The sequence below is a fragment of the Candidatus Kaistella beijingensis genome, assembly GCF_020084865.1.
GTDB classification, from domain to species: Bacteria; Bacteroidota; Bacteroidia; order Flavobacteriales; family Weeksellaceae; genus Kaistella; species Kaistella beijingensis.
Genome location: NZ_CP071953.1, coordinates 421582 through 442889, shown reverse-complemented (window position 1 = coordinate 442889; position 21308 = coordinate 421582). Strand labels below are relative to the sequence as shown.

General features: G+C 37.1%; 16 protein-coding genes. 10 read left to right on the top strand and 6 right to left on the bottom strand.

The window, feature by feature from the left end:
- Nucleotide 1: 1 nt before the first annotated feature.
- Entirely contained in the window at nt 2-2695 is a 2694-nt protein-coding gene (locus J4771_RS02040; RefSeq protein WP_224135913.1) for a copper-transporting P-type ATPase, read from the top strand.
- Nucleotides 2696-2766: 71 nt separating this feature from the next.
- Entirely contained in the window at nt 2767-2982 is a 216-nt protein-coding gene (locus tag J4771_RS02035; protein WP_224135911.1) for a hypothetical protein, read from the top strand.
- Nucleotides 2983-3010: 28 nt separating this feature from the next.
- Here the strand turns inward: J4771_RS02035 and J4771_RS02030 are convergent, their stop codons facing one another.
- The gene (locus J4771_RS02030) at nt 3011-4129 is read right to left on the bottom strand and encodes a DNA polymerase III subunit (RefSeq protein WP_224135909.1); all 1119 of its coding nucleotides are present in this window, start codon (nt 4127-4129) and stop codon (nt 3011-3013) included.
- Nucleotides 4130-4478: 349 nt separating this feature from the next.
- Between J4771_RS02030 and J4771_RS02025 the strand changes: the two genes are divergently transcribed.
- The 4 genes from J4771_RS02025 (at nt 4479) to J4771_RS02010 (ending at nt 9064) form a co-directional block, all read left to right on the top strand.
- Nucleotides 4479-5753: a hypothetical protein gene (locus J4771_RS02025; RefSeq protein ID WP_224135907.1), complete on the top strand. Its 1275-nt coding sequence runs from the start codon at nt 4479-4481 to the stop codon at nt 5751-5753.
- Nucleotides 5754-5756: 3 nt separating this feature from the next.
- Nucleotides 5757-6347 carry an LPS export ABC transporter periplasmic protein LptC gene (gene lptC / locus J4771_RS02020; protein ID WP_224135905.1) on the top strand — a complete coding sequence of 197 codons (591 nt, stop codon included), beginning with the start codon at nt 5757-5759 and terminating at the stop codon, nt 6345-6347.
- A 136-nt stretch (nt 6348-6483) separates the two neighbouring features.
- Nucleotides 6484-7533 carry an anhydro-N-acetylmuramic acid kinase gene (locus tag J4771_RS02015; protein ID WP_224135903.1) on the top strand — a complete coding sequence of 350 codons (1050 nt, stop codon included), beginning with the start codon at nt 6484-6486 and terminating at the stop codon, nt 7531-7533.
- 16 nt (nt 7534-7549) lie between these two features.
- Nucleotides 7550-9064 carry a carbon-nitrogen hydrolase family protein gene (locus tag J4771_RS02010; RefSeq protein ID WP_224137736.1) on the top strand — a complete coding sequence of 505 codons (1515 nt, stop codon included), beginning with the start codon at nt 7550-7552 and terminating at the stop codon, nt 9062-9064.
- Nucleotides 9065-9100: 36 nt separating this feature from the next.
- Here the strand turns inward: J4771_RS02010 and J4771_RS02005 are convergent, their stop codons facing one another.
- The 5 genes from J4771_RS02005 to J4771_RS01985 form a co-directional block, all read right to left on the bottom strand.
- Nucleotides 9101-11284: a TonB-dependent receptor plug domain-containing protein gene (locus tag J4771_RS02005; protein ID WP_224137735.1), complete on the bottom strand. Its 2184-nt coding sequence runs from the start codon at nt 11282-11284 to the stop codon at nt 9101-9103.
- Nucleotides 11285-11558: 274 nt separating this feature from the next.
- A complete protein-coding gene (locus J4771_RS02000) occupies nt 11559-12119 on the bottom strand; it encodes a hypothetical protein (RefSeq protein WP_224135901.1) in 561 nt (186 codons plus the stop codon).
- Nucleotides 12120-12170: 51 nt separating this feature from the next.
- Nucleotides 12171-12980, bottom strand: coding sequence for a 3-deoxy-8-phosphooctulonate synthase (gene kdsA / locus J4771_RS01995; protein ID WP_224135898.1), 810 nt, complete (start codon nt 12978-12980; stop codon nt 12171-12173).
- A 176-nt stretch (nt 12981-13156) separates the two neighbouring features.
- Complete coding sequence (locus J4771_RS01990; protein WP_224135896.1) at nt 13157-13684, bottom strand: DUF1697 domain-containing protein; 528 nt, start codon at nt 13682-13684, stop codon at nt 13157-13159.
- A 90-nt stretch (nt 13685-13774) separates the two neighbouring features.
- On the bottom strand, nt 13775-17260 hold the full coding sequence (locus tag J4771_RS01985; RefSeq protein WP_224135895.1) for a glycosyltransferase family 117 protein: 3486 nt from the start codon (nt 17258-17260) through the stop codon (nt 13775-13777).
- A 221-nt stretch (nt 17261-17481) separates the two neighbouring features.
- On the opposite strand from J4771_RS01985, the gene J4771_RS01980 reads away from it, so the two are divergent.
- The 4 genes from J4771_RS01980 (at nt 17482) to J4771_RS01965 (ending at nt 21274) form a co-directional block, all read left to right on the top strand.
- A complete protein-coding gene (locus J4771_RS01980) occupies nt 17482-18519 on the top strand; it encodes a PLP-dependent cysteine synthase family protein (RefSeq protein WP_224135893.1) in 1038 nt (345 codons plus the stop codon).
- A 137-nt stretch (nt 18520-18656) separates the two neighbouring features.
- Nucleotides 18657-19931, top strand: a complete 1275-nt coding sequence (locus tag J4771_RS01975) for an aminotransferase class I/II-fold pyridoxal phosphate-dependent enzyme (protein ID WP_224135891.1) — start codon at nt 18657-18659, stop codon at nt 19929-19931.
- A 74-nt stretch (nt 19932-20005) separates the two neighbouring features.
- The gene (rnk, locus tag J4771_RS01970; protein ID WP_224135889.1) at nt 20006-20416 is read left to right on the top strand and encodes a nucleoside diphosphate kinase regulator; all 411 of its coding nucleotides are present in this window, start codon (nt 20006-20008) and stop codon (nt 20414-20416) included.
- Between the two features lie 105 nt (nt 20417-20521).
- Nucleotides 20522-21274, top strand: a complete 753-nt coding sequence (locus tag J4771_RS01965) for a COG4705 family protein (protein ID WP_224135886.1) — start codon at nt 20522-20524, stop codon at nt 21272-21274.
- Nucleotides 21275-21308: the final 34 nt, after the last annotated feature.

Genomic DNA, 21308 nt, shown 5'->3' with positions numbered 1-21308 from the left:
AATGGAGCACAAACATCATCCTATTCCGCCAAAAGACCGCGTTTCGCCAAGTTCCGTCTATTATTGTCCCATGGAATGCGAAGGTGAAAGAGTATATTTTCAGCAGGGAAAAAGATGTCCTGTTTGCAACATGTACCTCGTTCCAATCGAAGAAAAAGAGGAATTTAGAAATAAACCGCAACAATTTTCAAAAACCAATTTACCTGAAAATTTCAAAGAAAAAATTGGCGAATATTTTTGTCCGATGTTCTGCGAAGGCGATAAAACCTACAATTCCGACATTGGTTGCCCGGTTTGTCACATGCATTTGGAAGAAATTACCGACGATTTAATTCAAAATTCAAAAAAACACGACCGCGGAAATGCCCATAATCATACGCATCACCCAGTTCCATCCAATGGAAATAGTGAAAATCATGCCGGCAAATACTATTGTCCTATGTTTTGTGAAGGCGATAAAGTGTATGATTCCAATGTAGGTTGCCCGGTTTGCGGAATGGATTTGGTGAAATATCCAGAAAAACCAAAACCCACTCAATACACTTGTCCAATGCACCCCGAAATTGTAAAAAATGAACCGGGAGACTGCCCAATCTGCGGAATGGATTTGGTTCCTATACCTTCAAAAAACAGTGATAATGAAGATGATACCTTTAATATCTTAAAGAAAAAATTCCTGATTGCTTTGGCTTTCACGATTCCAGTTTTCGTCCTTTCGATGGGCGGAATGTGGATTGATTTTCCTTTTTCCAATCAAGTTCAGGGAATTTTGGAATTGGTTTTATCCATTCCCGTGATTTTTTATGCAGGATGGTTTTTAATGAAACGTGGGTGGGTTTCCTTTAAAACCTGGAATTTAAACATGTTTTCACTTATTGCTTTAGGATCAGCTGCGGCATTTATTTTCAGTTTGGTTGCCTTATTTATTCCCAATATATTACCTCACGAAATGGCTCACGGTGGAAAAATTCCGCTCTATTTTGAATCGGTTTGCGTGATTTTGACTTTGGTCATTATGGGACAAATGTTGGAAGCCAGAGCTCACCAAAAAACCGGAAAAGCCATTGAAGAATTGATGAATCTTTCACCCGATGTTGCGAATTTAATTGTTGAAGGAAACGAGAAAAAAATTCCACTTTCGGAAGTTAAGATTGGTGATTATTTAAAAGTAAAACCGGGCGAAAAAATTCCTGTGGACGGAAAAATTACGGAAGGTAATTCAACCGTAGATGAGAGCATGATTACGGGAGAACCTATTCCTGTCGAGAAAAAAATCGATGATAAAGTCACATCCGGAACGATTAACGGAAATGGAGTTTTCGTGATGAAAGCCGAAAAAGTAGGTGATGAAACCTTACTTTCACAAATCATTAAAATGGTGAATGAAGCAAGTCGAAGTCGCGCTCCAATTCAAACTTTGGTGGATAAAATTTCGAAAATTTTTGTGCCGGTGGTAATTGGGATTTCAATATTGACTTTCATCTTATGGATGATTTTCGGTGGAGAAAATAAACTCATTTATGCTTTTGTGAATGCTGTTGCCGTTTTGATTGTGGCTTGTCCATGCGCTTTAGGATTAGCTACACCAATGAGTTTAATGGTCGGAATTGGAAAAGGAGCAAAGAATGGAATTTTAATTAAAAACGCCGAAGCTTTGGAGGAAATGCACAAGGTAAATGTGCTGATTACCGATAAAACAGGTACTTTAACAGAAGGAAAACCGAGTTTGATATCCATAGAAATTTTCGAAAATTCGAGTAAAAACGAGATTTTGAAATTGGCGGCTTCTTTAAACCAAAATTCGGAACATCCTTTGTCGAAAGCGGTTTTGGATTCTTTCGCCGTTGCTCAAGAAAATTTTAAGATGCTTCGGGAAACTCAGCATGACAAAAGAATCGCATCGAAAGAAAGTTTAGAGAAAGTCGAAGACTTCAGAAATATTTCCGGAAAAGGAGTGAAAGGAAATATTGATGGACAAGAAGTTTTGCTCGGAAATGAAGCACTTTTAAATCAATTCAACATTCAAGTTCCTGAAGATTTAAAACAGAAAGTTGTTGAAAACCAGGACCAAGCAAGAACGATTTCGTATTTGACTAAAGATAGAAAAGTTTTAGGATTTTTGAGTTTTTCAGATAAAATTAAAGAGAGTTCTAAAAAGGCGATTGTATATCTTCAAAATCAAAATATCGAGGTTGTGATGATGACGGGAGATAATAAACATACCGCAAAAGCTGTTGCAGCCGAACTCGGCATCAAAAAATATTTCGCAAACTGTCTTCCTGAAGATAAAATGCACGAAATCAAAAAACTTCAAAACGAAGGAAAAATCGTGGCGATGACCGGCGACGGAATTAACGATGCTCCTGCTTTGGCGCAATCCAACGTAGGAATTGCGATGGGGACAGGAACCGATGCAGCCATTGAAAGCGCAGGAATTACCTTGTTAAAAGGCGATATTTTGGGCGTTGCAAAAGCCAAAATTTTAAGCGAAAAATTATTGAGAAATATCAAGGAAAATCTTTTCTTCGCCTTTATTTACAACACCTTAGGAATTCCTGTTGCGGCAGGTTTGCTCTACCCTTTCTTCGGGATTTTGCTTTCACCGATGATTGCGGCGGCGGCGATGAGTTTCAGTTCGGTTTCGGTGATTTTGAATTCGTTGAGGTTGAATAATGCTCATTTGGAGGTAAAATAAATTCATGAAAGAAAATATTTCAAAAATATTTCTATCTTCGCATCATCTAACAAAATAAAAATAAATTTGATATGAAAAAAATTATTTCGGTTTTAGCGATTTCAGCTTTTACGTTGACTTTCGCTCAAGAAGCTCCAAAAAAATCTTGCTGTGCGGGGAAAGACGCCAAAGAATGTAAAATGGATAGTAAGAAAACCGCAAAAAATTGTGATATGAAAGATCACAAAGATTGTAAAGGCAGTTGCGACGCAAAAGCAAAAAAACAGGAAGCAAAGAAAGCTGCTTAAAATAAAGCCACCCGAAAAGGTGGTTTTTTTATGCCGATTTGTGGATGTATCGAGAGAGCTTAATCCCCAAATCCGTCCACACAATTTTTGCGTTGGCGTTTCTTTCCAGATGATAATCGGCGTCGGAAATTTCATCGATAATTGCTTCAATGTTTGCACCGTGGATGAATTTTGAAAAGCTGTCCCACTTGAATCCGCCCGAATCGATTTTTTTGTACACCAAATTTTCGTTTCCATAATTCTGTAACAATGCAAGACGGAACATTTCGCCGCAATAATTGAGGAAACTCTTTTGTTTTTCACGGTTCCAACCTGCAATATTTCTTCCCCAAAAAACGATATTCTTTAAAAATTCGGGTTTCTTTTTTACCTGGAATGCTTCACGAACCCAAGTTACAAAAAGTTCCTCAAATTCGGAATCGGAGTTTTCCTCCAGTACAAGTTTTCTGGCAACGTTTAAATTTCCTTGGGATTGAAAGACGACTTCTTTGATTTTTTCTTCCGAAATCTGATAATTTTCACTTAAATAAGCTTCAACATCTTCATCCGCAACTCTCGGAATTTCGACCAGTTGGGTTCGCGAAAAAATCGTAGGCAAAATATTGTCGGTATTTTCTGCGGTGAGGATAATTAAGGTTCCTTTTGGCGGTTCTTCGAGGAATTTCAGGAATTTGTTTGCTGCAGAAACATTCATTTTGTCGGCTTGCCAAACGATGAGGATTTTACTTCCGCCTTCAAAACTTTTCAAGGAGAATTTTTTGTTAAGTTCATCCACTTCATCGGCGTAAATCGTCAACTGTTTGTTTTCCGATTCAAGAATTTTGCTCCAATCTTCGCTATTTGCGTAGGGATTTTCAAGAATCATTTCCCTGAAATTTTCGTAGAAATTAGAGGAAAGTCCGCTTGTTTTCTCTTTAAATACGGGGAAGCTGAAGTGCAAATCCAAATGATTCAGTGTTTCTACTTTTGAGGAAGAGTGTTCGTTTTCTTTTTTGAAAACCTCTTTAGCAAAAGCCAAAGCAATCGGCAAAGTTCCGTAACCATCTTTCCCCACAAATAGTTGAGCGTGACTTACACGATTGTCCTGAATGCTATCTTTCAGAAGCTTTTTCAGATTATCCTGTCCTGCGATTTGTTCCCAATTCATGTGGTAAAAATAACGTATTTAATGAAGAATTAAAAATGAATAATTAATTATTGTGAATTTGACTTTGTGAGTGAATTTGCGGCGCAGTCAATTTCCTTCAGGGTGAATCAGACCGTTTTGAATGTTGTTTTATAAATAATGCTAAAACTTCATCGAAATATTTGACTATCCATTAAAAAACATTTGCATTTTAAACAAACCACGATTTGTAACAGGAGCAACTTTCACCACTCCAAACTCGTGTCCCGTAATTCAAAACTCGCATCTCCCTTAACAAACTTTAACCAAAGTAAATTTTCTCAATTCAGTATATTTTAAGATATTTGCGCATTATTTTTAAAAATAGAGAATGAAAAGATTTTTTGTGTTACCACTCGTCGCTGCGGGATTTTTCCTCCAAGCGCAATCGATTGGTAATTCTCCTTATGCTGCCTTCGGAATTGGGGATGTGAAGTATGACAATACGACGGATGTGAATGCGATGGGCGGTATCTCTACTGCATATATTTGGGATTTCAACAATAATTTTAATTTCAGCAATCCTGCAGCAAATAAAAATTTAGAATTGGCAACTTTAAAAGTTGAGGCCACCAACGAAAACAATTTCTTCAAGTCTGACTACGGAAATATCAATGTTACCAAACATTCTACCTATCTATCCAACATCAGCATTGCATTTCCTATTTCCAGTAAAGTTAAATTTGGGATGGGTTACCAACCGTACAGCTCGAAAAAATATTCCATTCTCAGACAAACTACCTTTGATACTGGAACTGTGAGGTCTGAACTTTTCCGTGGTGAAGGAACTTTGAGCACTGTTCAAGCTGCGGTATCATATCAAATTTCCCCGGAATTTGCTATGGGTTTCAGAACAAATTTCTTCTTTGGAAATCTTTACGATAACAATGAAGTCGCTTTTTCCAATTCCGAACTAATTAACGGTTACGAAACAAAAAACAAAATCAAAACCTTTAATTTTACTTTAGGAACCGCTTATCAAAAAAAGTTGGAAAAAGACAGAAAACTAACTTTGGGAGCTACTTACACTTTTGGGAATACGGGTCAAATGGAAACTGCTTACACCAACAGTACCTATTTTTACTTGCCCGGAGAAACCAAAGCCAACCAAGCCATTATTGATCAAAAATTCAGTAAAGACAAGAATTTAATTCCTATGGAGTTCAGTGTTGGAGCTGGTTACGGACAGGATGCGAAATGGTTTATGGGTACGCAGTTTGATTTCAAGAAAGGCGAAACTATTCAGTATTTAGGTCAGCCTTTCTCCAACCAAAATTCCTATAAAATTGCAGCCGGTGGATGGTATTTGCCGAATTACAATAATTTCAGAAATTATTTTTCCCGTGTAACTTACCGTTATGGTGCATATTACGAAAAGGGAAATCTTTCAATCAACGGAACCAACATCAATCAGTTTGCTTTAACTGCGGGTGTAACGTTACCTTTTGAGAACCGTTCTGTGAACCGTATGAGCGGAATTGACCTGGGTATTGAGTTAGGAAAAAGAGGTACTGTGGATAATAATTTGATCCGCCAGAATTTCATCAACCTGCGAGTTGGAATTAATTTTGCCGACAAGTGGTTTATGAAGCGTCTTTATGATTAAGAAATGAAGTTCTTCCGCAAAATATTCTATAAAAATATAGCCGCCGTTTTCGGTTGTGCTATATTTTTTGTTCTGAATTCCTGCGACGAAGATCTTACTAAAATAGATAAAAACAACAACACCAATTTTCCTTCGCAGATTATCAATAATGCCAATATTGTTCAGCGTGATTCAGGAGTGGTAAAACTCCGTGCAACTGCACCGCTTATTGAAAAATATGAATTTATTGATTCACCTTATATTGTGGCAAAAAAAGGAATAAATATTTTGTTCTACGACAAAAAAAAGCCAAAAGTTCCCGGAAAAATCAATGCGAAATATGCCAAGTTTAATGAGAAAAAGAAGTTTTACGAGGCAAATGGAAATGTAAAGATCATCACGTCAGAAAATCAAATGTTCGCGATGCAGTCGGTTTATTGGGATCAGATTAAAAGAACAATTTACACTTCAGATACCGTTTATGTAACCGATAAAGACGGCTCCACTTTGGTCGGCGCAAATGGAATGAAGGCAAAAGACGATTTCTCGGAATATACCTTCTTCAATAATTCTGGCAATATTAATGCCAAGAAGATTCCGGAGAAAGGAAGATAATGAAGGTAAAGAAACGAGTTCGTTAACCAGCCTTTATTCAAAATTTCAAAAATCCAAAACTGTCAACTTGGTTCTTGGCTCTTTTTACTTGGCTCTTTCATCAAAAATTCACTATTTTTAGCCTAAAATTACCTTAATGACTTTTCGTGCTTTAGGATTAATGTCGGGAACAAGTCTCGACGGATTGGATATTTGTTGCGCTTCTTTTGAAAAAACCGAAATTGGAAAATGGAGTTTTGAGATTGAAAATGCGGAAACCATTCCTTATTCCGAAGATTGGGAATTTAAATTGAGAAATTCGATTCAGCTCCATTCAGAAGAACTTTTGGCTTTGAATTCGGACTACGGTTTTTATTTGGGTGAAAAAACAAAAAATTTTATTGAAAAGTATTCTGTAAAAAATATCGATTTAATCGCTTCTCACGGTCATACCGTTTTTCATCAACCACAGAAAAAATTCACTTTGCAAATTGGCGACGGTCGCGCTATAAAAATCCTCAATAAAATTCCTGTCGTTTATGATTTCCGAAGTCAGGATGTTTTGATGGGTGGAAATGGTGCACCTTTAGTTCCAATCGGTGATGAATTATTATTTTCTGAATTTGATGCGTGTTTGAACATTGGCGGATTCTGCAATATCTCCTTTAAAAAAGATGGAAAAAGAATAGCTTTCGATATTTGTCCGGTCAATATTGTCTTGAATAAATTTGCACAAAGTTTAGGTAAAAACTACGATGAAAATGGTGATTTTGCACGAAACGGAAAAGTGAACTTTGAAGCTTTAACACTACTAAATTCATTAAATTTCTATCAGGAAAATCCACCAAAATCTTTAGGAATTGAATGGGTTAATGAAAATATTTTGCCTATATTAACTGATGAAGATTCGGAAAACGTTTTGGCGACTTTCACAGAACACGCCGCTTTTCAAATTGCGGAGGTTTTCAATAAAAACCAATTAAGCAAAGTTCTATTCACCGGCGGCGGAACTTATAATTCGTATTTAATAGAAAGGATAAAATCCAAAACACAAACCGAAATCTTTATTCCGGAAAGCAAAATTATTGATTTTAAAGAAGCCTTAATTTTCGCTTTCATGGGCGTTTTAAGGGTGAATAATGAAATTAATGTGCTTTCATCGGCAACAGGAAGTTCTCTCGACCATTCATCGGGAATTATTGTTTAAATTAAAATTAAAAATGATGCAGATTGATATAAGAAACTTAAAAATTGACGATTACAACGAACTGAGAGAAGCCATGAAAAAGGCATATCCCGCAATGTCTGAAAATATATGGTCAAAAAAAAGCATCGAAAAACTTATCAAAATTTTTCCCGATGGGCAGATCTGCATCACGGTTAATGATAAAATTGCGGCGGTTTGTTTGTCCTTAATTGTACAATACGAACTTTTCGGCGACGATCACACTTATGCTGAAATTACCGGAAATTATACCTTCAACACCCATTCTGAAACCGGAAATGTTTTATACGGAATCGAAATTTTTGTAGATCCAGAATATCGCGAACTTCGATTGGCGAGAAGGTTATATGACGCGAGAAAAGAACTTTGCGAAAAACTCAATTTAAAATCCATCATTGTTGGTGGCAGAATTCCAAATTATCATTTGTACAGTGCAGAACTTTCTCCGCGGCAATACATTCAACAGGTTCGAAAAAAAGAGCTTTATGATCCGGTCCTGAGTTTTCAGCTGGCAAACAATTTTCTTCCTGTGCGAATTCTTAAAAATTATTTACCCGAGGATTCTCATTCCGAAGAAAATGCGGTTTTGTTGCAGTGGAACAATATTTATTACAGCAAAAAGCCAAACACCATGCAGGATTCGGTGATTCGGTTGGGTTTGGTTCAGTGGCAGATGCGGCATTTCAAAGATATTGAAGCGTTTTATGAACAGGTAGAATTTTTCGTGAATGTGATGGCGGATTACAAATCGGATTTCATTATGTTTCCGGAATTGTTTAACACGCCACTTCTCGCTCCTTTCAATCATCTTTCGGAAAGAGAAAGTATGTTGAAACTGGCAGAATTTACTGAAGAAATAAAACGTAAAATTTCTGAGTTTGCGATTGGCTACAACATCAATATCATCGCTGGAAGTATGCCGATCGAAGAAAATGGCGAACTGTACAATGTGAGTTATCTTCTTCATCGAAACGGAAAAATTGATGAATACCGAAAAATCCACATCACGCCCAATGAAAGGAAATATTATGGGATGAAAGGCGGAAACGAAATCAAAGTCATCGACACCGACTGCGGCAAGGTAGGTTTGGTCATTTGCTATGATGTGGAATTCCCGGAATTACCAAGACTTTTGGCGCAACAAGGAATGAAAATTTTGTTTGTTCCATTCCTTACCGACACGCAAAATGCGTACACAAGAGTTCGTCACTGCGCTGCAGCGAGAGCGATTGAAAATGAATGCTATGTCGCAATTGCAGGTTGCGTAGGAAATTTACCAGGTGTGAATAATATGGATATTCAGTACGGGCAGGCTGCGGTTTTCACGCCTTCTGATTTTCCGTTTCCATCGAATGCGATAAAAGGTGAAGCGACGCCGAATACCGAAACCACGCTGATTGTGGATGTAGATTTGAATTTATTGAAAGAACTTCATCATTACGGCGCAGTCCGCACCATCAGCGACCGAAGAACGGATTTGTATGATGTGGTTTCGTACCAAGAAGGTGAATAAAAAAAGTCCCGAATTTTAAAATTTCGGGACCTTCAATTATAGTTTAAAATCAAGTTTTACATTAAAGAACCTGCCTGTTAAACGTACCGGAACCGCATAAACATTTCTATTTTCACTGCCTACATCAGTAATCCACTGATTTGCAACGGTATTGCTAATGTTAAATGCGTTGAAAATCTGAACGCCCAAAGTAAGTTCCTTAAAATTACTCCAAAAACCGCTTTTCACTTTGTTGTCCTTCTGATCGATGAAGACTTTGGATAAACCAATGTCAACCCTTTTATAAGACGGTAGCGTTTTCTGATATTTGTACGGCGCTTCATAATCAGGTTTTCCGTTGGCATCAAGAGAGATCGGAGTACCGGAAGGAAGTCCGTTGGCATAAACCAAAGTCAGATTCACCCTCATTGAAGGGAATTTCGGCATATAATCCTGATAAAACATGGAGAATCTGAAACGTGGATCCGTTGGTCGTGGAATATATCCTCTTCCATCGATATTTTCATAAACCCGTGCATAACTTGCAGAAATCCAAGAATCTACACCCGGAACAAACTCACCAAACAATCTAGTGTCGATTCCGTATGCATAACCTTCGGAATTATTTTGACCAGAATATCGGATTCGCACATTATCCAAGTAATAAGGAATCAGGTGATCCATTTTTTTGTAGTATAATTCGGTGGTGAGCTTGAACGGTCGGTCCACCATTCGGAATTCGTAATCATTCGCCAAAATCACCTGCATCGATCGTTGCGATTTGATATTGGGATTAAAGTTGCCATCCAAATCTTTGATTTCCTTATAAAATGGCGCTTGATAATAAATACCACCAGAAATTTTGAACAGCATATCCATGTCCCAATTTGGTTTAATTGCAAACTGTGCTCTTGGCGAAACAATGGTTTCATTATTAAAATCCCAATGCGAAGCTCGAACTCCTGCATTAGCAAACACTCTGTTGTCCCCCCAGAAAAACTTTTTTGAAAATTGTGCGTACGCTGAAAGTCTCGTTGGTTGAATATGATTTGCACCCGAAATATTGAAACGCAGTCGGAGTTGCGAAGGGTCTAAAGTTCCAGGATTGGTATAAGTCCGCGGCGTACTGTAACCAAGCGAATCTACCAATTGCCATTCGTTTGTAAAATCTTTTAAGTTTTCTTTTTCAAATTTAAAACCTACTTCAAAATCGGTATTTACATCAGGGGAGAATCTTGTTTTAAGCTGTGTTCCGTAAGTTTTCACCAACAAATCGTTTCTTGCGTGATCAATTTGTCCGCCTACGTCGTAGGAGGTGATGGGCTCATTGGTAACCGGATCGAAAGTCTGCAACATGTAACCCGAAGCAATGGAGTAATATTCTCTTTCACGGTTTTGGTAGGCGAAATTATCTAAAGTAAATCGCCACTTTTTATTGGGTTTAAAATTGATGGAAGCTGTACCCATCATGTTTTTATACTGGTCGTCTTCCTTTCCGTTATAGTAAACGCTCAACTTAATTGGGGTTTGCAAAGATCCAAAATCAACTTCTTTAACCTTTGGAACCATTTCATAATCATTTTTACTCCAGTATCCTATAAACGAAATGTCCCATTTTTCGTTGAACTTATAGGTAAGGTAAGACTGAAAATCCATGTATTGAGGATTGAAATCAGTGTCTTCGTTCAGCGTATTTAAAACCAAATTTGTGTTTCTGTATCTCCCAGAAAATAATGCCGTCAACTTTTTATCTTTCGAGGCAAAACCAGCGGAAAGTCTTGCTCCAATTAAGCTCGCTTCACCAGAAATTTCAAATTTTGTTGGTTGTCGGTAATAAATATTTAAAGCAGATGACATTTTATCACCATATTTCGCCTCAAAACCACCCGCTGAAAAGTTGATGGCTTGAACCATGTCGGGATTAATGATGCTCATTCCTTCCTGCAAAGAATTTCTAATCAAGAACGGTCTATAAATTTCAATATCATTAATGTAGATGAGGTTTTCATCGTAATTCCCACCTCGAACCATGTATTGGGAGGAAAGTTCGGTGTTGGAATTTACGGATGGTAAAGTTTTCAAAAGACCTTCCACTCCACCGGAAAGTGAGGCAACCTGTTGAGCCTCTTTGGTAGAAATTTCCATTGAAGTCAAGTCCGTTACTTTTGGTTTACCTTTTTTCTGAAAAACAACCTCCTGAATTTGCGATTCTCTTTCTGATTTTACGAACAAAACATTGATGTTTTGAACTTTCGGCGTGGTCTTGATATTTTTAGAAAAACCACGGAAAGTTTCTTTGTCAACGGTTAAAGTCTGTTCGGAAACTGCCAACGGAATCTTCACAAAACCATTATTATCGGTAGTAAAACTTTGGTTGTTGTAGAAAACATTGGCTTGAGAAACCGGAGTTCCGTTTTCATCTAAAACTTTGAGGTTGATTTGCGAAAAGGCAAAAAGTGGTAAAATGAAAGCAAAAAGTAGTGATAATTTTTTCAAGATTTTTTATTTAAAATTTTTAAGCAAGTTGAACACCCAAATCCAACATTCGGTAAGGATGATTTTTGAAATTTATTAATGAATGGAAGTTTAAATATGGACTGATTTCTATCAATTGATTCGCTGCAATTTCAAAACCTTTTCCACCTGAAACCCCAATTCCCAATCCGCTGTATTTACGGAAATAGTTATCCTTTTTACTCAAATCCATCAATGCTACAACGCCGGATTTAAAATAAAAATTGTGTTTAAAGTTAAAACGATAATTTAGTGGAATCCAAATAAAATTTTTAGTGGTATTGCTATATTGTGAGATTCCAGAAGAAAATGGATGATTTTGCAGCCTATTTTGCTGAAAAAAAATTCCTAGTTCTACCGCATCACAATTCTTCATTGAAAATCCGTTGACATATCCAATATGATCTCCTGTTTGGAATTCTTGACTTCCGTCGCTGTTGTAGCCACTTCCACCAATCACCGATGAAAACGCAACTCCTGCAAAAAATTCGTAGGTCGTTTTTTGTGCAAAACCAAATTGAATCCAAAGAAATAACCCAATCAGAAGATAGATTTTTTTCATTAAATAATATTTTTCAATGCGGAAAATTTAGGTTTTAAAGATAGCAAAAAATTACAGAATCGCTTCTCTCAATCTTGTTAATTTTTTCAGCAAATCATCGAGTTTATCTAGCTTTAACATATTGGCTCCATCAGAAAGTGCGCAACTTGGATCGGGATGAGTTTCGATGAAAAGACCGTCGGTTCCCACTGCAATTCCAGCTTTTGCGATGGTTTCAATCAATTCTGGTCTACCTCCCGTAACGCCTGAATTTTGGTTCGGTTGCTGCAAAGAATGAGTAACATCCAAAATCACCGGTGCAAAATTTCGCATCGTAGGAATCCCACGGAAATCCACCACCAAATCGGTGTAACCGAAAGAATTTCCCCGCTCGATGATCGCTGCTTTTTCGTTGCCGGAATCTTTCACTTTTTCCACTGCAAATTTCATGGATTCGGGAGAAAGGAACTGTCCTTTTTTCAAAGTCACACATTTTCCTGTTTTTGCTGCTGCAATCAATAAGTCTGTTTGACGAACCAAAAATGCGGGAATTTGCAACACCTCTACATATTGTGCAGCCAGTGCAGCGTGTTCGTTTTCATGAATATCCGTTGTAGTAGGAATATTGAAAGTCTCTCCTACTTTCTTTAAAATTTGTAAAGATTTTTCTTCACCAATTGTGGTAAAAGAATCTACTCTGCTGCGGTTGGCTTTTTTAAAACTTCCTTTGAAGATGTAGGGAATTTCATATCTGTTGGTAATTTCAACCACTTTTTCGGCAATTCTTAAGGCCATGTCTTCCCCTTCAATGATGCATGGACCGGCAATGAGAAAGAAGTTTTTTGAATTTTTGTGGTGGATGTTTTCTAGGAATTGTATCATTATTGGTTCTAATTTTTCAAAGATTTCAAATTGTTCAATTGTACAAAAATAGTGATTTTTTATGTGGATTCTTTCTATAAATTTCGGCTAAAGCCAAAGAATTATATCAAAAAATAAACGGGCTAAAGCCCGTTTCTATTGATTTTTATTTTGTTGGATTTATTTTGAATCTTTTATTAAAACTTTTTCAAAATCTTCTCAAAAGTGTTGATATTCCTCGAAGTCATTTTATCTTTCAAAGATTTCTTGCCAAGAATTTTCCCGAAGTTGGAATTTAAAGTATTTCCTTTCTTAACCTGCCAGTAAAAGGTTTTTCGAACGATTTCGCCTTTTTCGTCTTCAGATTTTTCGGCTTGTTGAAATTCTTCGAGCAACGTTTTTTCAACTTCTTCAATTCCTACAAAAGCATAAATATGATGATCTGTTGAGGTTTCAAATGGATTTTTGTCGAAGATTTCTTTCACTTCTTCTTCGGTTTTAATGAAAAGGTAGGCGTCGTAAATAAAATGTTCCGACATTGCTTTTTCCAAAACAACTTTCAATTCTACTGAATTTTTCTCTGAATTAAAAACAATATTTCCTGTCGCTAAAACAGATGACACATTCTTCATTCCCGCCTGTGAAAAAACCCCGCAGACTTCTGCCATTTTCATGGAAGTTCCTTTCACATTTACGCCGCGAAGAAATGCACAGAAACGGTTCATTTTTTAATGTAACAATTTAACAATGTAGAAATGTATCAATCACGAATACTCAAATACTCGCACTATCAAACTCTCTAACCCTCAAACAATCTACTGCGCCGCCTTCATAATCGCATCCGTAATTTGTGCCTCTTTTTCTTTAGCATAAGTAGAATCATACGGATTCATCACATCGAACAGATAAGTGTAGAAAGGTGTGATTTTTTGTACGTTTTCGGATTCTTTGTAGGCTTTTTCTTTGCCCATTGCTTTGAGCTCTTTCACGAAATTGTTGAAACGCTTGTCGATTGGTTCTAAAGATTTCACCAAATAATCGTAACCTTTGTTTTTCTGGCCGATTTTGTCGTAACCATCAGAAACTGCAGCCACAACCAAAGAATATTCCACCGGTTTTGTGCGCATCGCTTTTCCGATAAATCTTTGCTCATTTGGTGACAATTTGCTGTAGTAATCGTATTCCTCAAAGATTCCCTTTTTCAGATCTTCCGCGAGTTTAAGTCCTTTCTGTTCCTGTCCGGAAACAATGTAACCATAAACAATCGAGCTTAAAGAACGTGGGTCATTGTATTTTGAAACCGGAATTTCTTTTGAAGCCAAATCCAAAATCTCAATGGCTTTCGCTTTTTGTCCCGAAAGTGAAAGTGCTTCTGCAGCACGACTTGCCGAACTTCTATAACCTATAATATTTTGCGTACAGGTCTCATCGAAGTGAACACTCAGGTCTTTGAAATTACCCCATCTGTAATTTTTCACGATGTTGTACAGCGAATTTGCATCTACTCTACCCATTTCTCCATCTTCTCTTTCCGGCGTGTTAATTGGAACCAGTCGGTAGCTGAAACCATCAAACTGCAAATAATCGCCGAGATAGAAAATATTTTCAGGGTCGTAAATTCCGCCCGAAGAAAAATTGATTGGTCGCTTCCAATCGAAGTTGGCAAGAATATCCATCATCATCAAATTATTCTTGAACATGCTGTTGCTTTTATACTCAATCGGGATTTGGTCAACGGTTTGTGATAAATCTTTAGCCTCAATAATTCCAGATTTTATCGCATTTTCTTTGTTTACAGGTAAGATAAATTTCGAAACCGGAAGGAAGTTAAATTTCTCGTATTTTTCTTCACCATAAAGCATTTTCAGGATTTCATCTTTTCCAGCAGATTTGTGTTTGATGAAATTGACCGCTTCTTTCAACGTCATCGAATCCTGCGTTAAATACTTTTTAAATTCAGCAAATGGTTCTTCGGGAGCTCCTGCATCTTTCAAATTAGCAAAAATATTTTCCCAGTCGTCTTTGCTCATCAAATAAATTTGGTCGTTGGAACCATCACGGTAATCCTCATGATTAAAAACGGAGGGAACCGGCATTGAATTGTAGGTTCTTCTCTTTACTTGGTCAATATTCCAAGGTGTGGAAAGTAAAGTGAAATTCACCACTTTTACATCATCGCGAAGTCCTGAAGTTTCCTGCATTCCCCAAATTGGATAGGTGTCGTTATCACCGTAAACAAAAAGAATATCGTTTTTTGGTAATGATTTTAATGTGGAATAGGAATAATCATAGGCAGTATATCGATTGCTTCTGTCGTGTGGATTATAATTCTGAAACCCCATCATTAAAGGAATTCCTAGAAGAAAGATTCCTGCACCAACATTTACAGCATTAGATTTTATTTTTTCCTGAATAAACCAAAGCAAGGCAGCTGCTCCAAGTCCAATCCAAATGGCGAATGCGTAGAAGGAACCTACCATTGCGTAATCTCTTTCACGAACTTCGAAAGGTTTCACTCCGGTATAGAAAACAATTCCGACACTGGTTAAAATGAATAGCGAAAGTATCGCGTAAAATCGACCAAAATCTTTATTGAGTTGAAAGAAAAAGCCGATTAATCCCAATAAAAGCGGCAAGAAGAAAAAAGCCACCGTAGATTCATTCTTGTATTTTGCAGGCATTTTACTTTGGTCGCCATACATAGAATTATCGATAAACGGAATTCCAGAAATCCAGTTTCCTTTGGTATTTTCCATATTTCCTTCAAGGTCGTTTTGTCGTCCCACGAAGTTCCACATCAAATATCTCACAAAATAATATCCGTTTTGGAAAGTGAAAAAATAATCCAAGTTTTGCGCTAAAGAAGGTCTTTGAACATTGATTAAATTGTAAGGTTTTACTTTCAGATAATCAGATGCCTTAATGGTGCCGTCTTCATATTTTCTGCGTAAATCCTCAAAAATCTTTTTAGCTTCTGGATTATCGGCGACATCTTCATTGGCATAATTAAAGGAGAAATCCGGCGCTCCGTACATCGAAATGTAGTTTTGCATCACATCTTGATCCTCGCTGAACATTCTCGGCAGAAAACTTACATGATCCTGACTGAAAACGTAATTAAACCTTTCCCCAACTTTTCTGTACGTTCCCGTTTTTTCGTCTTTTTCGTAAACATCTCCAGTTTTGTTGGATTTGTAGCTTCCGTCCTCATTTTTTTGGATTCCGTTTGCATCGAGGTAAGCGGTATAATTTTGGCCGTAAGAAGTTGGCCAGTCGCCATATTGTTCACGGTTGTAATAGTCGAGCATTCCGATTGCGTTGTCTGGATTGTTCAGGTTCATCGGCGGATTTGCAGTGGCACGAATCGGAATCACCATCCAACATGAGAATCCAATAATCATATAAATCACCGATAAAACGATTGTTTGATAAATATTTTTACCACTTTTTCTGGCATAATTTAAAGCGAAATAACAAAGCGCTATCAAAATGATAAACGCAATCACCGTTCCCGAATGGAAAGGAAGACCAATTCCATTCACTGCAAAAATCTCCATTTTACCGAAAAGCGTCATGATGAGAGGGAAAATTCCTTTAAATACAATTCCAAGAATAACTAAGGTAACTACATTTGCCCAAAGAAAACTTTTCCAGGTGAACTCGTAATTTCTTGCGTAATACATCAGACAAACCGCAGGAATCGCCAACATGCACATCATGTGAACACCTACTGACAAACCAGTTACAAAAAATATAAGGATAATCCATCTTTCGTTATCAGAATCATGGTACTCATTTTCCCATTTGGTTATGAGCCAAACCAAAAGTGCGATAAACATGGATGCCATCGAATAAACTTCACCTTCTACCGCAGAAAACCAAAACGTATCTGAAAACGTAAAACAAAGAGCACCGATAACTCCTGCAAACAATATCGAAATTTCCTGATGCTTCGTGATTTCATCAAAATCTTTATTTAGAAGTCTTCGAACCAAATGGGTAATTGTCCAAAACAGAAAAAGTATCGTCAATGCACTGAACAAAGCCGACATAGCATTAATCACGATGGAATAATTTTCACCATTTCCAAACGCAAACATTGCAGCAACTGCTCCTACCAACTGAAATAATGCAGCTCCAGGTGCGTGAGTAACTTCCAATTTTACGGCAGAAGCAATATATTCTCCGGTATCCCAAAAGCTAAAATTCTTTTCAATTGTTGATAAATAAGTGAAAAAAGCAATGACGAAAACCACCCATCCCAAAATGGTGTTCCACTGTTTAAAAGTCCAGTTCTTCATAAATAAATTTCAATGTTGCGAAAATAAGGTTTTTCGTTTACTCTATTTGGATTTTAACAAAAATTAAGGATTGGCGTTGTTTTTGCAGCGAAAAAAATTAGCGTTTTCCGAAAATATTCGCCTATTAATATGCAATAAATCATAAACTTACAGAACTATTGCTGATTTATTAATTTTTTAGTATTTTTGCAGACGGTTTTATAGAGAAAAAATGACGAAAAATGACTAATGTTTACGATAACATTCTTGGCTTAATCGGCAATACTCCTATGGTGAAATTAAATACAGTAACCAAAGATATTCCCGCAACTGTTTATGCCAAATTAGAATCTTATAATCCCGGCCATTCCACCAAAGACAGAATAGCAATCCATATTATAGAGGCGGCTGAAAAAAAAGGTCTTCTGAAGCCAGGTTCAACGATTGTTGAAACCACTTCGGGAAACACCGGATTTTCCATCGCCATGGTATGTATCATTAAAGGTTATAAATGTATTCTTGCAGTAAGCAATAAGACAAAGAAAGAAAAAATAGCCTACTTAAAGGCACTTGGAGCCACCGTTTATATTTGTCCGGCAAATGTTCCTGCAGATGACCCTCGTTCTTATTACGAAGTCGCTAAAAGAATTGCTGCGGAAACTCCGGGTTCTATCTACATCAACCAATACTTCAACGAACTGAATATTGATGCTCATTACCAAACAACTGGTCCTGAAATTTGGGAGCAAACGGAAGGTAAAATTACGCATCTTATCGCTTGTACAGGAACTGGTGGAACTTTATCGGGTTCAGCAAAATATTTAAAGGAGAAAAATCCTAACATCAAAATTATCGGAGTTGATGCTTCAGGTTCTATTTTAAAAGGTTTCCACGAAACCGGAAAAATAAATAAAGACGATATCCATCCCTATCAAATTGAAGGTATGGGAAAAAATCTGATTCCTTCCGCGCTTCTTTTCGACCAAGTAGATGAGTTTGTTCGAGTAAATGATGAAATGTCCGCATACAGAACAAGAGAAATCGCACTGAAAGAAGCCATCATGGGTGGCTATACAACTGGAGCTGTTGTTCAAGGGCTTTTGCAATATGCAAATTCTCACGAGTTTTCAAAAGATGATGTGGTGGTTGCCATTTTTCCAGACCACGGTTCAAGATACATCACCAAAGTGTATAGCGATAAATGGATGGAAGAACAAGGATTCATCAGTAATTGCGTTCATAATTATGACGAAGTTTTTAAAACTGAAATCATCAAATAATAAACAGAAAATTAATTTCGATCAATTTTCATAGTTATCATACTAAAACCTTTTGTTTCACTGCAAAAGGTTTTTATTTGAGGTGAATTTTAATTAACTTTGTTACTTAATTTTAAATTTAAAAACCAAATAAGATAATGACAGATATTTTTGACCGGTTACGAAAAAATCCGGGACCTTTGGGACAGTTTGCAGATTATGGAGAAGGATATTTCGTTTTCCCAAAATTAGAAGGACCAATCGGACCGCGAATGAAATTTCAAGGGAAAGAGGTAGTTTTTTGGAGTGCAAACGATTACCTCGGATTGTGCAATCACCCAGAAGTTTTAGAGACCGACGCAAAAGCAGCCGCAGAATACGGAATGTTCTATCCGATGGGAGCAAGAGCAATGTCTGGAGAAACCGAGCAACACCAACAATTGGAAAGAGAATTAGCAGAATTTGTTGGAAAAGAAGCTGCATATCTTTTGAATTTCGGTTACCAGGGAATGGTTTCTACAATTGATGCTTTGGTTTCAAGACACGACGTAATCGTTTATGACGCAGATTCTCACGCATGTATTGTGGATGGAGTTCGTTTACACATGGGAAAAAGTTTTACTTTTAAACATAACGACATTGAGAGTTTAGAGAAAAATCTCGCAAGAGCAACCAAAGTTGCAGAAGAAAACGGCGGTGGAGTGTTAGTGATTACGGAAGGAGTTTTTGGAATGCGTGGAATGCAGGGAAAACTGAAAGAAATTTGTGATTTGAAGGCAAAATTCAGTTTCCGACTTTTGGTGGATGATGCACACGGTTTCGGTACTTTAGGAAAAACTGGAGCTGGAGCAGGTGAAGAGCAAGGTTGTCAAGACCAGATTGATGTTTACTTCTCGACCTTCGCAAAATCGATGGCGGGGTTTGGAGCATTTATCGCAGGAGATAAAGACATCATCAGAATTTTAAAATATAACCTGCGTTCGCAAATCTTCGCAAAATCTTTAACGATGCCAATGGTTATCGGAGGATTAAAAAGATTGGAATTGCTTCGTTCGAGACCAGAAATCAAGGCAAAGCTTTGGGAGAACGTGCACAAGCTTCAAAACGGTTTGAAAGAAAGAGGATTTAACCTGGGAAACACCAATACTTGTGTTACTCCCGTTATGATGGAAGGAACGCCGGTTGAAGCTACCCTGCTTTCAAAAGATTTGAGAGAAAATTACGGAATTTTCACTTCTGTAGTGGTATATCCCGTAATTCCAAAAGGAATGATTTTGTTGAGATTGATTCCAACCGCTTCGCACACCGATTCCGAAATCAACGAAACTTTGGCGGCGTTTGAAGCCATCCACGAAAAGTTGGTTTCTGGTTTTTACAAAGAACAGGCGCAAAAACTTTTAGAAGAACAAAACTTGTCTTTCAAACCGATTTAGAATTTTTCAAAAATTATTTTCTTATAAACCGTTTGAAAAATTCAGACGGTTTTTTTATTATTAAACCAAACATCATGAAACAAATATTAATTACAAAACAAGATTATACAAGGATCCATCAAGCGATAACCAACGCCAAACAGAGCAATTCCATTAAAAAAGATGAAGCCGAAAAGTTGTTGGCAGAGCTACATTCCGCAAAAATTGTAAAGTCGGAAGAAATTCCCGCAGATGTGGTGACAATGAATTCTATCGTTAAATTTCATTTTGAAAACAATAAAAAGGAAATGCAGTTTCAAATTGTATATCCCAATCAGGCAGATTTCAGAAACGGAAAAGTTTCGATTTTTTCTCCAGTTGCAGCTGCTTTGATCGGTTATGGCGTAAATGACGAAATCGAATGGATTGTTCCTTCCGGAGTTACGAAAATTATTATCGATGAGATTATTTATCAACCGGAAGCGGCGGGAGACTTGGATTTGTAGAATAGAACTTTGATAGATTTCCGCAACTTTGGCGAAGATTTTTTTAATCAAATTTTAAGGAAAATATTCTAAAAGTGGGTGCAAAATTGCTGTCACTTTTTTATCATGGAAAAACTGAATAAAACCAACTTCAACAAAGTTGCGGAAATTACCCTTCTTTTTTGGTTGATGAAAATTATCGCGACGACTTTGGGCGAAACACTCGGAGATTTTATCGCGCAGACTTTGAACTTGGGTTATGTGGTCGGAATTGCAATTACTTTTCTGTTCTTTATTGTGGTCTTAACGATTCAACTATCGCTGAAAAAATATATTCCCGTTTTTTATTGGCTCGTCATTATCGGAACCACAACTTTTGGTACGGAAATTTCGGATTTTATTGACAGAAGTCTGCATCTTGGTTATGAGTGGGGAAGTTTGCTATTGGTTTGTGGGCTTTTGTTAACGCTATTTCTGTGGTACAAAAAATTTGGAAATCTGGAATTCTACCCTATTTTTGAGCGAAATAAAGAAATCTATTTTTGGATTGCGGTTTTGTTTTCCAACAGTTTGGGAACGGCTTTCGGTGATTTCTTGAAAGACAATTTGGGTTTGAGTTATTTACAGGGCGCGATGATTACGGGTGCTATTATCATGATGGTGGTTCTACTCCACTATTTCACCGAATTCAACCATATTTTGTTATTTTGGATTGCATTTATTTTTACAAGACCGTTTGGAGCAACTTTCGGTGATTTCCTCACAAAACCTGTGGCAAAAGGCGGTTTGGATTTGGGAACGCTGAATGCTTCAATTGTTTCGGTAATGTTGATTGGGATTTTAATTTTGGTTTCACATCAGAGGATTAAAAAAATTTAAATATATTCTAAAGTAGATGTCTTCCTTAAAAATA